A 13,968-nucleotide genomic window follows, 5' to 3' on the forward strand; every position below is an offset into this window, starting at 1 on the left:
AAATTCCTCCATATGGTTAGAACAATAGCCTCTGGAATAAGAAACCAGAGGCTATTAATTATTTATTATCGACTTTTATGAATTTGCCCAACGGTCATAAGCACCTTGGTAAACTTTCACATAGTCTTCAATTCCCATGTTTTCTAAAGTTTTTAAGTAATCTGCCCAAGTGTCATCATTCAACTCAACCGTTCCAGTAATGAATTTAGCTTCCATTTCCGTTACATAAGTTGAGATATCAGTAGCATTCATACTAATTTGGTCTTGTTCATCTTTTGTTAAATAAGTGATTGGGAATGGAACTTCAGCATATGGTGTGACTTTCTCTTCCGTTTCAGCACGTAAAAATTCTGTGAATTCCGTTACATCTGGATCTTCAGGATTTACTTTAATTGCTGTTAAGTCCGTCTCATAAACCGGTACTAAAATACCATAAGCTGGCGTGATGGTTCCACGGTAATCTTCAGCTTTTTCAACATCGACATTCTCATCATTAAAGAGTTTTATCTCATCCCCTGCGGCATTTTGTCCTTTATTCCATAAGAAACCTTCTGGCCCTTGGTTAATGAATTCATATCCCTCTTCTGAATAGAAATAATCAACCCATCTCACAGCAGCTGCAGGATCTTTCGCATTATTTGTAACTGCGAATGTACCTGTTGAGAATCGCGGACTAGCAACGGCTAGCGTTTCAGGTGAAAATTCACTGGTCAATGTTTGGAACATGGGGTCATTCATCGCTTCTTTTTCGTTTTCGCCTAAAGTAAAGTATGAGAAGTAGTCTTGGAATACTCCGATTTGATTATTTTGTCCTTTAGCTTTCTTTTGTTCATTAGATTGAATAAAGGTTTCTTGGTCTAATAATTTTTCAGAATATAATTTTTTCATAAATTCTAAGTAGCCACGATAATTTTCAGTTGAAGGAGCAAATCTTACTTTACCATCAACCTCTTCGATAGAAGATGATTTCATTCCAAATGATGCCATCATATATAAACGAATCGTATCTAGTTTAACATCAGTTAAAGGAATTTCATCTTGTTGCCCATTACCATTAGGATCTTCATCACGCATGCGAACTAGTAAATCATAGAATTCATCAACTGTTTTCGGAACCTCTTCCACGCCTAGTGCTTCTAGCCAAGTACCGTTATACCACATTGGACCTAATGGCCAAATACTAATTGAACTATGATTAATATAAGGTAAGCTATAAATATGACCGTCCGGAGCTGTGATTGATTTTTTAATATCTGGATTTTCTTCTAATACTTTTGACAAGTTTGGAGCATTTTCTGCTAATAAATCCTCTAATGGTAATAAAATTCCTTGAGAACCATAATCTACTTCCATACCACGTGTTAAGTTTTGAGAACCCGCTGCAAAAATAACATCAGGAAGATCACCACTAGCAAACGCCAAATTTAGACGTGTACTAAAATCTGCCATTGGAGGTGTAATATATTCCCATTTAATATTGGTCATTTTTTCATATTCTTGTAAAGTTGGCATGTCTTTCCATTCAGCTAATCCTGTACCTGGAGCAATTAAACTCATTTCTAAAGGTTCTTCAGAAATAGGAAATTTCGTTAAGGTATCGGCATTGACTGGTAGGACATTCATCAGTGTTGACAATAATAAACCTGCTGCTGTTGCTTTAAATAAACTTTTTTTCATATTATAACTCTCCTCATTTTTTATTTAATATAATTTTACAGCCATAAATTGGAAATTGCTCTACATCGTCCGGTATTAGTATCTGGTAATCTTTCCTTTCAATTGTTTTACCATTAGATACGTTTTTTATATCATCTACTAAGTCCAATATCTCACTAGTTAAGATCGTATCGAGTGATATTTGCTGATTACACAAACTTTTTTTGATAAATAAATAAATAATATGATCCCTTTGCGTAAGAAAATATGGGCCACTGGGTTGCAGATTAAGCGCACGCGTTCCATAAATTCCTTCACCGTAAATTTTCATCCAACGACCTAGACGCTTAAGTGATTGAACCTCTGTTTCTAATAAAGTTCCTTGTGGTGTTGGACCAACTCCAAATAATACATTTCCTCCCTTACTTACAATCTCAACCATTGTACTAATTAATTCATCACCTGATTTTATAACATCTGTTGGTACATAGCCCCAATCGTTGCCAATTGGGACATTACTTTCCCACGGTTTCGTTGGTATCTGATGATAGTCAGGAATTTTTCTTTCAGGAGTAACATAATTTTCATGACGACCACCCATTGCTCGATTTACCATAATGAGCTCAGGTTGATGTTTACGGGCAATTTCAGCTATCAGATCCATTTGTAAATCTTCTTTACCTTCACCACACCACCCCGCATCTAACCAAAGTAAATCAATTTTCCCATAATGGGTCGTTAATTCTTCGATTTGGCGATGAACGAAATCAACATAACGTTGCCAAATTTCAGGATATTGAGCAGTATCATAACTAGCATGACGACCTTTTACCTCCTCATCATCTAGCCAATAATAAGGACTATACCAGTCTGCTTTTGAATAATATACTCCGGCAGCCATATGATGACGACGAATAGCTGTCATGATTTCTCGATATAAATCAATTTTACAAGGACTTTGTTTGCCACAAATCTTAAATTCACTATATAAGGTATTAAACAAATTGAAACCATCATGATGCTTAGACGTTACAATGCCATATTTAAAACCACAGTCACTTAAAAGAGACATCCATTCGTCAGCATTAAATTCGGTAGGATTAAATTCTCCAATTAAATTCCAATAGTCTAGCTTTAATTGTCCAATCGACTCACGCCAAGCTTTAGGTTCTCTTGCCCATTCATCTTTTTCCGATAATTGCCATGATTCAACAATACCAGCTTGCGAATATAATCCCCAATGAATCAAGAAACCTAGATTTTGATCTTGAAACCATTCCAATTTTTGTGGCAACCATTTTGATTCTGGATACTGACTCATATCCAATTCGTTTGTTCCCTTACCTTCGACAATATCGCCACGAACTAAGTCTGACATAATCACCCTCCTTGTAATATATATTTAAAGATCTAATATTATATCTTATCATAAAACGCTTACACCAACAGTTCAATATGTATCTCCAAAGGCCATATGTAAGATATATTCTATTTATTATAGTTGGCAATGACAGTATTCATTGCATTTAAATTTTGATCCAATCTAAATAAAATTTCCTCCACAGTTAAAGCATTTGGTTTATCACACCAAATACAATACTCAACACCTTCTAGTAAACAGTGGTGGTCGAAGGGCATCATTTGGTCATCTGAAAACAGTAATGGTTGCCATCCTTGTATGATTTTATCAGGTACAGGATATTGATAACCCGCATTTTCACCTAAAACAAAATACATATACTTATCATTACTGTTAACCAACTGATGTCCCTTTTCGATAAAAGTACAAAGAGGTGCCATGTTCTTGTTCCATCGTGTCCAATAATGAACAACAGCGCGATGGTCTACTTCTACCAAACCAGAATCATTTAAACGATAAAGGCCATCACTCCACACATGGGGACGCAAACCTTTTGAGCATACAAATTCAATTAATTGATTAACATATTCAATATAAAGTTCAAGTCCACTCGCTTGGGTGCCATACTTTTCGATTGTTCCTTGATATAAATCTGGATAACTTGAAATTTGATCAAAATCAATAAATTCATCGACCCCAATATGAAATCCTGAGCTTTCTTTAAATAAATGGATATATTCATCTAGTAATGAAAGCACCAATTCAACTGCCTTTGGATTAGTAATATCCAGTGCATTATTAGGAATACTAAGAGTACTTTTTTCTACTTTAAGACGTAATTCAGGTCGTACTTCTAGTAATGGTTTTAAATGACCTGGACTATCAAGTTCTGGTAAAATTTCAATCTGTTTTAAACTTGCTTCTTTCATAATCAGCTTAACTTCTTCTTTAGATAAATGATTTTCAGCTACCATTTCAGGACAAGTGTCACATTCAATGCGGAATCCTTCATTATCACTAAAATGCCAATGTAACGTATCAAAGCGATGTTTATCCATAATATCAAGGATTGCCATCATCTCTTTGAAATTAAAATATTTGCGTCCCGTATCAACCATTAAAAATTTTTTCATTACTTATCCTTTCAGTGAACCAACCATAACCCCTTTTACAAAGTATTTTTGTAAAAATGGATACACAATGATAATAGGTAATGTTGAAACAATCATAACACCGTATTTAATGACTTCACTTAGCTGTTGTTTTGAATAAGCTAACTCTGCCATTGATGAGTTCATCATACTTGAAGTGGCACTACCAGTTGACGAAAGATCTTGTAACACTAATATTTCTCTTAAAATCATTTGTAATGGATATTTTGCTTTGTCTGATAAGTAAATTAATGCACCAAAGAAACTATTCCAGTGTCCAACACCATAAAACAATCCCATAACTGCTATAATCGGCATGGATAATGGTAAGATAATTTTGATAAACATTGTTAAATCATTACACCCATCGATAATCGCTGCTTCCTCTAATTCACGTGGTACATTTGTTTCAAAAAAAGTTCGAGTCACAACAATATTGTACATTGAAGCTGCTCCAGGTAAGACCATCGCCCAAATAGTGTCTAGCAAGCCTAAATTACGCATTAATAAATAAGTTGGAATCATCCCGCCGCTGATAAACATTGGAACTATCATAAAATTCATTAGAAAATTACGTCCAAAAAAATCTTTTCTTGCCAATGCATAAGCACAAGGAATTGTAACCATTAAGTTAATCGCAGTTCCTAATAAAGTATAAATAATAGTATTTTTATACCCTGTCCAAATCTGTTTGTTTTCAAAAATTGCTTCATAACCCATCCAAGTAAATTCCTTCGGAAATAACCACATCTCTCCAGAATTCACATGATAAGGATTGCTGACAGAAGCACTCAATATATAAATTAATGGATACAGGACCAGTATTAAAGCAATTAATAGGTAAAGGTAAACAAAAAATAAATATACACGGTCTTTAAATAACATTTTTTTACCAAACAATTAAACCACTCCTTTCTAGAATAATGAAGTTTGACTAACTTTTTTAGCAATTTGATTTACAATGACCAGTAAAATCATATTAATAAGAGCATTAAATAAGCCAACCGCAGCGGCAAAGCTGTATTGTGCATCAAGTAAACCTTGCTTGTAAACAAAAGTCGCAATAACATTGGATGATTCCATATTTAAAGGGTTTTGTAATAAAATAATTTTCTCAAAGCCCATTGCCATTAAAGAACCGAAATTCATAATTAACAAAATAACCATCGTTGGAATAATGGTTGGAATATTAATGTACCAATTACGTTGCCATCTAGTTGCCCCATCAATCGTTGCAGCTTCATGTAATTGTTCATCGACACCAGATAATACCGCAAAGTAAATGACTGAGCCCCAACCTGTTGATTGCCAAACACCTGATAAAACGTAAATAGTTTTAAACCATCGTGGATCTTGTAAAAATGCAGTGCGTTCAAATCCTAAAAAACTTAAGAAATGGTTAATAATCCCGGTTGAAGGTGATAAGAATGAAATAATCATCCCTGAAATAACCACAACAGAAATAAAATTGGGTGCATAGGTTGCTGTTTGGACAAACTTTTTAGCAAAGCCATCTTTAACTTCATTCAATGCTAACGCCAAAATAATTGGCAATGGAAACCCAACGATTAATGAATAAACATTAATGCCGACAGTATTTTTAATTAAATCCCAAAAATAATATGAATTGAAAAATCTTTGAAAATGTTTAAAACCTACCCACGGACTACCTAAAATACCTAATGAAGGCATATAATCTTTAAAAGCGATAATAACCCCATACATTGGAAAATACGCAAATATTAAAAAATATAGAAATGCAGGAAATGCAAAGAGGTATAAATAACGACTGTGATAAATTTTTTGCCATATCGTCTTTTCTTTATTCACACGACGAATTGGTTGTGATAGTTCCATAAATTTCACCCTTTCTTCTCATAACACTATCTTAAAACGCTTTCAACATATTATCAATATGTGGTTTTTAAGATCATGTGTATTCTATCGGTTTTATTGTAACCATTTTCATAATGTTTTATAATATAGCTATCACAGAAAGGAGAGGCTCATGAAAAAATATTTACTTATCTTCTTACTACTTTTATTATTGTTATTCGCACCACGTTTGTTAAAAAGTTTAAAAAGTGATAGGATAATAATAGATGATTTTCTCGTAAGCGGACACATTGTTGACGAAACACCACTCAAAAGCGTCGTTGCTACTCTAAAAAGTAATATTAAAGCTTCAAACGAAGAAAACATCGATCACTATATTAATACACTCATTCCTTCTGCTCGAAAGGAAACCGAAAAAGAGATACGCTCTTTCTTTGAAAAATATGATTTACACATCGAACTGATTTCAATTGAAGTCGTTGAACAAACCCCTGAAAGAGTCAAGTTAAGAGTCGTACAACAAAGTGAAAATCACAATGAAGCCGATTATCGCAATCATGAAGCCACAGTTGGTATGACTTTTATCAAAGTTAATGATCAGTGGTTAATAGCGGAAAGTATGATGGAAAATACAAAATTTAATTATGCGAAGGAATAAACGATGAATAAACTAACGGATTTAACAGTTAAATTAGGTAATTTTATCTTGAATATTTTGAAATTACATGTTTTAGCAATAATACACATTTTAAGAGGTGGTGTGATATTAGGCTTATTTCCTGCTATGGTAAGCATTTGGGATCTTTACTTCCATTCATTTAGTGATGATAAGGAACCCAAAATTACACAATTTACCAAAAAATGGCAGGAATATTTTAAAACTGCTAATATCTTAGGATTTATTTTATTAGCACTCATCCTACTAATCAGCTATGAAATTTTATTAACTTTAAAAGTATTAAATTGGCCATGGCTCAGCCTTTTTTTACTGTTTATCGGGATTATTTTATTTGGGATTTTTATTTATAGCTTCGCAAGTTTAATTCGCTATGATTTATCAATAAAAAATCATTTCAAACAAGCATTTTTCCTATTACTGTGTTCGATACCTGAATTGATTGCAGGAATCATTGGAGCGGCCTTAGCAATCGCCATCTTAGCCCTCTTCCCTTTCCTTGCTATTTTTGCATCGATTCCGCTAATCCTGTTCCCTTTTGCCTGGTTTAGCTACCAAGCAGTGACCAAACTCGAGCGAAATCAAATGAATGGAGGTTCTTAATGTTAAAACGCAATTTTAAATCAAAATTTTATTTTTTATTGCCGTACATTCTTGTCTTCTTTATTCCTTTCTTTTGTTTATCGCTCCTTTTACATCATTACTTTATTGTCAATACACAAGAACAATTAGAACAATATGAAAAAAACAGCATACTCAAAACTGAGAATAATATTTATGATACGATTATCAGCTTAAATCAAATGACAAATAATATTAGCAATCATCCAAAGCTCACTCGTTATTATGTAACCAATCGAGCGGTACTGAATGAAACTTCTGAGTTATTAAAGCAATATGCTAACATTAATTCTAATATCGATGAAATGATACTCTATTATCCTTTAGGAGATGACTATTATTATTCTTCCCAAGGGTTCTATAATTCAGATGCGATTATGAATCAAAAATTAAGAATTGATCAAGATTCATTTGCAGAATTTAATCACTTACTTAACTCAGACGCTTATGGTTTATTTCTAATCAAAAAAGTCAACACACCGCAATTAGTTTTTATATCAAATTTAAAAGCTAGCAATTATAAAAGTGGGAAAGTAATCTATTTTATTAATTCACCACGTTTTGTAAAACATTTTTCGTCAGAATATGAACACGATATCGTCCTACTTAATCATAAAAATGACTTTCTATATAGTTCTAAAGATATAACCGAAGAAACCTTACAACTTGCGAAACAACATCAAGCTAACGAAAATTATAAGACACTCACCGCAGAAAAAGATTACATTATTAGCTACGACACTATAGGGGTTCCTTTTAAAATCGTAACTTTAATTAATAAAAACACATTTAAAGCCCCTCTCAATCGTTTAAAATTCCTATTTTATTTTGGAATCGTTGCTTTGAGTTCTGTTGGCTTATGGATTTCTTGGTTCTTTACTAATCGACAATATCGCCCAGTAAAAAATATTGCCGATAGTCTACGAACAATCTTACCCAATGAAGTAAATGTTCATGCAGATGATACGAATATCTATCGCCACTTACAGAGTAATATTGATTTAATGATTGAAAATCAAAATGAATTATCACTACAATTAGAAAGACAAAAAAATCAGTATATTAATTCTTTATATAAAAGTGTTTTAGAAGGGAATACCTTGAATGAAACGGATCAACAATTTATGATGACGAATCTTAAAACGTTTGATCAATCAAAATATTTTACTATCATCATCAATTCAAATGAATTAATGGAACAATTGGATGATATATTTCCTTTTGAAACAGAAAACTTTGAAGCTTTTCTCGTTAATGAACGCTTTATCAAACAATATCAACTCATCTTTTGTCATTATGATGCCAAGTATATTAATCCGACCACGATTTGTGAAACGATATATCACTATATGTTACAAGAAGAATTAGAAAACTTTTCATTACTTGTTGGTAGAGCCGGTTATCAAATACAAGACTTCTACTCTTCCTATTTAGATACTTTGTATTTACTTGAAAAGGATTCGACAAAATTTGACGAATCTGACTCCAATTTTTTTTTTAATATCAATGAACAGACAGAGGAAACTGATGCTAATTACATTTTCTCAACTAATTTAATTAAACTAAGAAATTCAATCGAAAATGGAAATAGTAGTACTTGTCAGAGCTCCGTAGAAGAAATCATAGAAATCGCCAAATACCCTACTACTAATCAAATAATGTCAAAAACACTCTTATACGAAATTGTTAATTGCTTGATGAAATATGCCACAGAACACCAGATTAAAATTCCTCAATCGATTTATGATCAATTAGGAGCTAATTTTAATCCCTATAACGCAAAACAACCATTATTAGATTTTGCCAATTATATTTGTGAACAGATGCAAACTATCCTTGAGAAAAAGGAACAAGATCAAAATAACGAAGTCATTACTCATATTTTAGCTCATTATCGTAACATTGACTTTAGCATTGAACAGTTAGCTGATGATTTAAATGTTTCCGTTAATGCGATTAACCAAGTATTAAAGGAAAAAGTTGGGATTACTTTCAGTAAGTATGTACAACAATTGCGTTTCAATTATGTGAAAGAACAACTGGTGTCAACTGAATTAACTATTAAAGATATTATTCGTAATTCCGGTTACTTAGATGCTTCAAACTTTACTAGACAATTTAGAACTTTTTTTGGTTGTACACCTGGACAATATAGAACTCAGTATAAAAATAAAGTTTAAAAATCAAACTTTCGGCAGAATGTAATGTACTCCATCCTGTCGAAAGTTTATTTTTATCCTAATTGTGCGAGACGATACATCGTTAGCGCATATATTTCAAGATTAAGAAATATATCTTCCAAATCCCAATATTCATTTGGTTGATGAGCAATCCCTTTTTGACCAGGAAAACTAGGTCCAAAGGGCACGATATTCGGGATTAATTTAGCATAGGTCCCTCCGGTGGTGGTTACGGGTGTGCCATCCATACCGGTAATTTCCTGATAACTCTGGGACATAATCTTGATTTGAGGATGGGCCTTGTCAAATACTACCGGTTGCCAATTGGATACTGCTGCTACTGTTATCGGGTAATTCGATAATTTCGCTTGAATACGTTCGATTAACTCGGTATCGGTAAGCGTCGGCGGATAGCTAACTGAAAACATGAACGTCACTAGTTGATTGTCTGAAGTTAATTGGTAGCCTCTCATCTCTAACTTACCATAATCCGCATGTTCGGTCGCAATCCCAAGACGATCCCCTGAACCATTCGCTTGTAAAAAATACTCAGTCAGGACTTTTGAGAAAATAGCTAAATCTTGGATCGAGGCACTTAAGCGCACTCTTAACCGGCCCCGTTCACTATAAACTGGCGGATATTTACAATCCGGTGTATAGCCATATTTAGGCGGCTGTTCATTTGCTAGATAGTGTGGGACATCATGAAAGCCACTTTCTTCATCACACCCAAAAATAATACGAATGGCTAAAGGTAGCTGAATGTCCTCTTCCTCACAAATCTCTTTAACCACTTTTAAGGCAAAAAGGTTGGTATAAATGGGTCCTTTGTTATCTAAAACACCACGACTGATAATCTTATCCTCAACAATTTCCCCACTAAAAGGTGGCACTAGCCAACCGTCTTCAACGTCCACAACATCCAAGTGACCCATGATGCCAATATACTCTGTATTATGTCCCCAATGAGCAAACCCTACTTGGTTTCCTATGTTTTGAGTTTCAAATCCAAATGATTCTGCTAAGGAGAGTGTATGATCTAGCGCTTGTTTAATCGATTTACCATAAGGCGCATCTTCTAAAGGTGCGGATTTAATACTCGGTATTTGCACAATTTGTTGAATTGCCGTGATTAACTCTTGTCTAATTTCTTTACATCTCGCAATGATTTTTGCTTCAATTTGATTCATCTGACATCCCTTTTCTTTCCAATGGTGCGGTACGCGTCTTCATGTAGTTTTCAAGCCACTCAGTACTAGCTGGCTCAATTTGACAATGCCCCGCTTCAATTTGATGCACTAAATAAACTGTCGGTGATAAAGTTTGGGTGGCAACTACAATTGAAAAATTATCGATATTAGTCGCTGCTCCCCAATTACCTGATTTATCCATTGCTACTACTGATAGATCGCCCACTTTTTGACGTTTTTTAGTCAACTTTTGCATCGTATTGTTCACCGCTGTTTCGCAGGCTGCTTGTGGGGAAAGTCCAGACTCCATAAGCCTTACAATCTCATATGAAATAACGCCTTTCATCAAATCTTCTCCTAATCCCGTTGCGGTTGCAGCACCAATTTCACTATCTGCATAAAGCCCCGAACCAATAATTGGTGAATCGCCCAAACGACCTTTTTTCTTCATAAATAAACCACTTGAGCTCGTTCCTGCTACTAATTTTCCAGCTTGATCAAGACCGACAATGCCAACCGTATCATGACCGATATAAGGCTTTAATTCTTGTTGCTTATCCTCAAATAAACGATTATGATAATGAATTTTAGCTCTTTCAGTCAACATTGTTTTTCTTTCGAATCCCATCTGACTAGCGTATCGTTCAGCACCATCACCAATCAAAAAATTATTTACAGGGTATTGACTTAACGAACGTGCAATCGCGATTGGATTAGCAAAATCCATAATGCCACCCACTGCCCCAATATCAAAATTATCACCATCCATAAAAGCGGCATCCAATTCAACTTCCATTAATTCATTCGGTAAACCTCCATAACCTACTGATTTAAAGAAAGGAAAATCCTCAACTTTTTTTATTGCGATTTCCACAGCATCTGCACTTGAGATTCCTTGATTTAGTTGTAAGCTAGCTTTGGTAATCCCTTCCAGTGACATCCGCCATGTACCAATCATTCCCCACATTTAATATAACCTCCTTGGAAATAATTTCAATGCTCTCAATTTTATCTTAACAGACTACCCACTTAGTGTGTATATGTGATTTATAAAAAATATGGAAAACACGCTCATAATAATTCCCTTATCATATCCGAAATAAAACATTTTATCTGTTATCATGATTTGATACAATGAAGATAATGACTTATAAGGAGGGGGAATATGCAATTACTAGCAATTGATATTGGGGGAACCAATGTAAAATTAGGATTAGTCGATGAACAAGGTCAAGTGTCACACCAAACTCACTTTCCAACATTAATGCATGAACTAGAAACCTTTGAATCAAGATTACTTAATCATCTTGAAATATATGCTACAAATCCTTTCAAAGGAATTGCAATTAGTTGTACTGGATTGGCAAGTCAAGAAAACTTAACCATTGGCGATGGAAATCCGATTTTAGAAGCTTTCGGCAAAACCATGCCCCAATTATTAATGAATCAATATAAATTACCGGTTAGTGTAGAAAATGATGGCAATTGTTCAATATTAGCTGAACATTGGTTAGGCGCCGCCAAAGGATATCAAAATGTCATATCGATTGTTATTGGGACTTCGATTGGTGGCGCCATTATGATCAATAATCAATTATATAAAGGAAATCACTTATTAGCAGGAGAATTTGGTTATTCTTTATTTAAACAGTCCAATCAACAATGGGAAATATGGAGTATTGTCGGCTCAACCCAAGGGATGGTCAATCAATTCGATCTACCAACTAGCGGAATCGAAATTTTCCATCGATACCATCAAAGAAATCCTCAAGCTATACAAGTAGTCAATGAGTTTGTTGAAAAATTAGCCGTTCAATGTTACAACTTGCAATATATATTAGATCCTGATGTTATTTTAATTGGTGGGGGCGTTAGTGAAGAACTGACACTCATCCCATTAGTAGAAAATAAAATAAAAGAAATCATTGAAAAAATCCCTTCAAATGTCATAATCCCCAAAATAGCGCGTTGTCACTTTGGAAACAATGCTAATTTGATTGGTGCCAGTAAACATTGGTTAAATATCTATAGAAAGAATAAAGGAGAATAATCATGCTCGAAATCTGTTGTGGAAGTTATGAAGATGCTTTAGCCGCCTATAATGGTGGGGCCAAACAAATTGAGTTAAATGCTGCTCTGACACTTGGAGGTCTGACTCCAAGTTTAGCGAGCTTAACTCTAACCAAACGTCATACTGACTTAAAAGTGATTTGTATGGTACGTCCTCGTGGTGGTGGCTTTTGTTATAGTGAGAAAGAATTTGAAGTCATGATGGCTGATTGTCAATTATTGCTTGAAAATGGTGCTGACGGCATTGCCTTTGGCTTTCTAAATCCAGATCTGACTATTGATAAAATTCGAACTCAAAAGATGATTAATCTGATTCATCAGTATAAAAAAGAAGCGGTCTTTCACCGGGCGATTGATGTGGTCAATGATTATGAAGCCAGTATAGAAGGCCTAATTGAACTTAATATCGACCGTATCTTAACGAGTGGGCAAAAAGAAAAAGCGCCGCAAGCAGTTGAACGACTCGCATCGATACAAGCACAATACGGAGCACAAGTTACTTTCTTAATGGGAAGTGGTGTCAATGAGAAGAATGCCGTAGAGTTAATGCAAACAACCGGCATCACCAATATTCACTCTTCTTGTAAAGATTGGCGCCTAGACCCTACAACCGAAAATCACGGTGTTAGCTATGCTTATACCGATGCCCCTTCTCCACTGGCCTTTGATGTCGTCTCAATGGATAAAGTACAAGGTTTGGTGCGAGTTGTTATAAAATAAGGATTTATTCTCTAGTATACTTTTGCGGTAGTCTTCAAAAGTTACTAGAGGTTTTTTGATTAAAAAATAATTTTTTATATTATTTTATTTTTTGTTTGTCTTTTGTAATCTTCAACTCTATTTCTATCACATCATCTATTTTTGTTTTTTTACGTTTTGCTTTTTTTAAGTCACATTTGCTGTTTGTCCTTTCCTAACATATTTTACTACACACTTTTTCACCTTTATTGGTTATTTGTCTTTTAAACTCATGTTTAATTATTTCATTCCTTCCATTTTCATTTTCACAATCATCCTTATTTCCATCTTTGCAACTGGTCAATTTTCAATAATACACATGAATGGTATGAAAAGCTTTCATTCGACTTTTTTGGCAAAAAATTAGGCAAAATCTTCGAATCTCGCTTTCATAAATTTTCAAGAGAGGCTGGGCAAAAAGTCTCAAAAATAACCGACAAACATTTCAAAAAGATGAGATGTTTCTCGGTTTTTATTAATTTTAAAAAAA

The 13,968-nt window shown here is 34.1% G+C and carries 12 protein-coding genes; 5 read left to right on the plus strand and 7 right to left on the minus strand.

Going from position 1 to position 13,968, the window contains the following annotated elements; all coding sequences use genetic code 11:
• Positions 1–75: 75 nt before the first annotated feature.
• The 5 genes from GSA01S_RS01705 to GSA01S_RS01725 form a co-directional block, all read right to left on the minus strand.
• On the minus strand, positions 76–1,677 hold the full coding sequence (locus GSA01S_RS01705; protein WP_066124225.1) for an extracellular solute-binding protein: 1,602 nt from the start codon (positions 1,675–1,677) through the stop codon (positions 76–78).
• Positions 1,678–1,690: 13 nt separating this feature from the next.
• On the minus strand, positions 1,691–3,034 hold the full coding sequence (locus tag GSA01S_RS01710; protein ID WP_066124227.1) for an alpha-L-fucosidase: 1,344 nt from the start codon (positions 3,032–3,034) through the stop codon (positions 1,691–1,693).
• A gap of 110 nt (positions 3,035–3,144) precedes the next feature.
• On the minus strand, positions 3,145–4,149 hold the full coding sequence (locus GSA01S_RS01715; RefSeq protein ID WP_066124228.1) for a family 20 glycosylhydrolase: 1,005 nt from the start codon (positions 4,147–4,149) through the stop codon (positions 3,145–3,147).
• 3 nt (positions 4,150–4,152) lie between these two features.
• Positions 4,153–5,052, minus strand: coding sequence for a carbohydrate ABC transporter permease (locus GSA01S_RS01720; protein WP_066124245.1), 900 nt, complete (start codon positions 5,050–5,052; stop codon positions 4,153–4,155).
• A gap of 30 nt (positions 5,053–5,082) precedes the next feature.
• A complete protein-coding gene (locus GSA01S_RS01725; protein ID WP_066124229.1) occupies positions 5,083–6,024 on the minus strand; it encodes an ABC transporter permease in 942 nt (313 codons plus the stop codon).
• A 151-nt stretch (positions 6,025–6,175) separates the two neighbouring features.
• Here GSA01S_RS01725 and GSA01S_RS01730 point away from each other — a divergent pair, with 151 nt between their 5' ends.
• The 3 genes from GSA01S_RS01730 to GSA01S_RS01740 are packed head-to-tail and all read left to right on the plus strand — an operon-like array spanning position 6,176 to position 9,480.
• Positions 6,176–6,661: a hypothetical protein gene (locus GSA01S_RS01730; protein WP_066124230.1), complete on the plus strand. Its 486-nt coding sequence runs from the start codon at positions 6,176–6,178 to the stop codon at positions 6,659–6,661.
• A gap of 3 nt (positions 6,662–6,664) precedes the next feature.
• On the plus strand, positions 6,665–7,282 hold the full coding sequence (locus GSA01S_RS01735) for a DUF624 domain-containing protein (protein WP_066124232.1): 618 nt from the start codon (positions 6,665–6,667) through the stop codon (positions 7,280–7,282).
• On the plus strand, positions 7,282–9,480 hold the full coding sequence (locus GSA01S_RS01740) for an AraC family transcriptional regulator (protein WP_066124234.1): 2,199 nt from the start codon (positions 7,282–7,284) through the stop codon (positions 9,478–9,480). The genes GSA01S_RS01735 and GSA01S_RS01740 overlap by 1 nt, the downstream gene beginning before the upstream one ends.
• Before the next feature lie 53 nt (positions 9,481–9,533).
• Here the strand turns inward: GSA01S_RS01740 and GSA01S_RS01745 are convergent, their stop codons facing one another.
• On the minus strand, positions 9,534–10,670 hold the full coding sequence (locus tag GSA01S_RS01745) for a M20/M25/M40 family metallo-hydrolase (protein WP_066124237.1): 1,137 nt from the start codon (positions 10,668–10,670) through the stop codon (positions 9,534–9,536).
• Positions 10,657–11,637, minus strand: coding sequence for a glycosylasparaginase (locus GSA01S_RS01750; protein WP_066124239.1), 981 nt, complete (start codon positions 11,635–11,637; stop codon positions 10,657–10,659). The genes GSA01S_RS01745 and GSA01S_RS01750 overlap by 14 nt, the downstream gene beginning before the upstream one ends.
• Before the next feature lie 198 nt (positions 11,638–11,835).
• Between GSA01S_RS01750 and GSA01S_RS01755 the strand changes: the two genes are divergently transcribed.
• Together GSA01S_RS01755 and GSA01S_RS01760 are read left to right on the plus strand one after the other, a co-directional pair.
• On the plus strand, positions 11,836–12,720 hold the full coding sequence (locus tag GSA01S_RS01755; RefSeq protein ID WP_066124240.1) for an ROK family protein: 885 nt from the start codon (positions 11,836–11,838) through the stop codon (positions 12,718–12,720).
• Between the two features lie 2 nt (positions 12,721–12,722).
• On the plus strand, positions 12,723–13,460 hold the full coding sequence (locus tag GSA01S_RS01760; protein WP_066124241.1) for a copper homeostasis protein CutC: 738 nt from the start codon (positions 12,723–12,725) through the stop codon (positions 13,458–13,460).
• The last annotated feature ends 508 nt before the right edge of the window (positions 13,461–13,968 follow it).

The sequence above is a fragment of the Globicatella sanguinis NBRC 15551 genome, from assembly GCF_001552295.1.
Classification (GTDB): Bacteria; Bacillota; Bacilli; order Lactobacillales; family Aerococcaceae; genus Globicatella; species Globicatella sanguinis.

Bases quoted from the DNA above. Each gene is read 5' to 3' on its own strand.
- GSA01S_RS01720 (WP_066124245.1), bottom strand. From the start codon at position 5,052: ATGTTATTTAAAGACCGTGTATATTTATTTTTTGTTTACCTTTACCTA.
- GSA01S_RS01710 (WP_066124227.1), bottom strand. From the start codon at position 3,034: ATGTCAGACTTAGTTCGTGGCGATATTGTCGAAGGTAAGGGAACAAAC.
- GSA01S_RS01755 (WP_066124240.1), top strand. From the start codon at position 11,836: ATGCAATTACTAGCAATTGATATTGGGGGAACCAATGTAAAATTAGGA.
- GSA01S_RS01715 (WP_066124228.1), bottom strand. From the start codon at position 4,149: ATGAAAAAATTTTTAATGGTTGATACGGGACGCAAATATTTTAATTTC.
- GSA01S_RS01725 (WP_066124229.1), bottom strand. From the start codon at position 6,024: ATGGAACTATCACAACCAATTCGTCGTGTGAATAAAGAAAAGACGATA.
- GSA01S_RS01760 (WP_066124241.1), top strand. From the start codon at position 12,723: ATGCTCGAAATCTGTTGTGGAAGTTATGAAGATGCTTTAGCCGCCTAT.
- GSA01S_RS01745 (WP_066124237.1), bottom strand. From the start codon at position 10,670: ATGAATCAAATTGAAGCAAAAATCATTGCGAGATGTAAAGAAATTAGA.
- GSA01S_RS01735 (WP_066124232.1), top strand. From the start codon at position 6,665: ATGAATAAACTAACGGATTTAACAGTTAAATTAGGTAATTTTATCTTG.
- GSA01S_RS01705 (WP_066124225.1), bottom strand. From the start codon at position 1,677: ATGAAAAAAAGTTTATTTAAAGCAACAGCAGCAGGTTTATTATTGTCA.
- GSA01S_RS01740 (WP_066124234.1), top strand. From the start codon at position 7,282: ATGTTAAAACGCAATTTTAAATCAAAATTTTATTTTTTATTGCCGTAC.
- GSA01S_RS01730 (WP_066124230.1), top strand. From the start codon at position 6,176: ATGAAAAAATATTTACTTATCTTCTTACTACTTTTATTATTGTTATTC.
- GSA01S_RS01750 (WP_066124239.1), bottom strand. From the start codon at position 11,637: ATGTGGGGAATGATTGGTACATGGCGGATGTCACTGGAAGGGATTACC.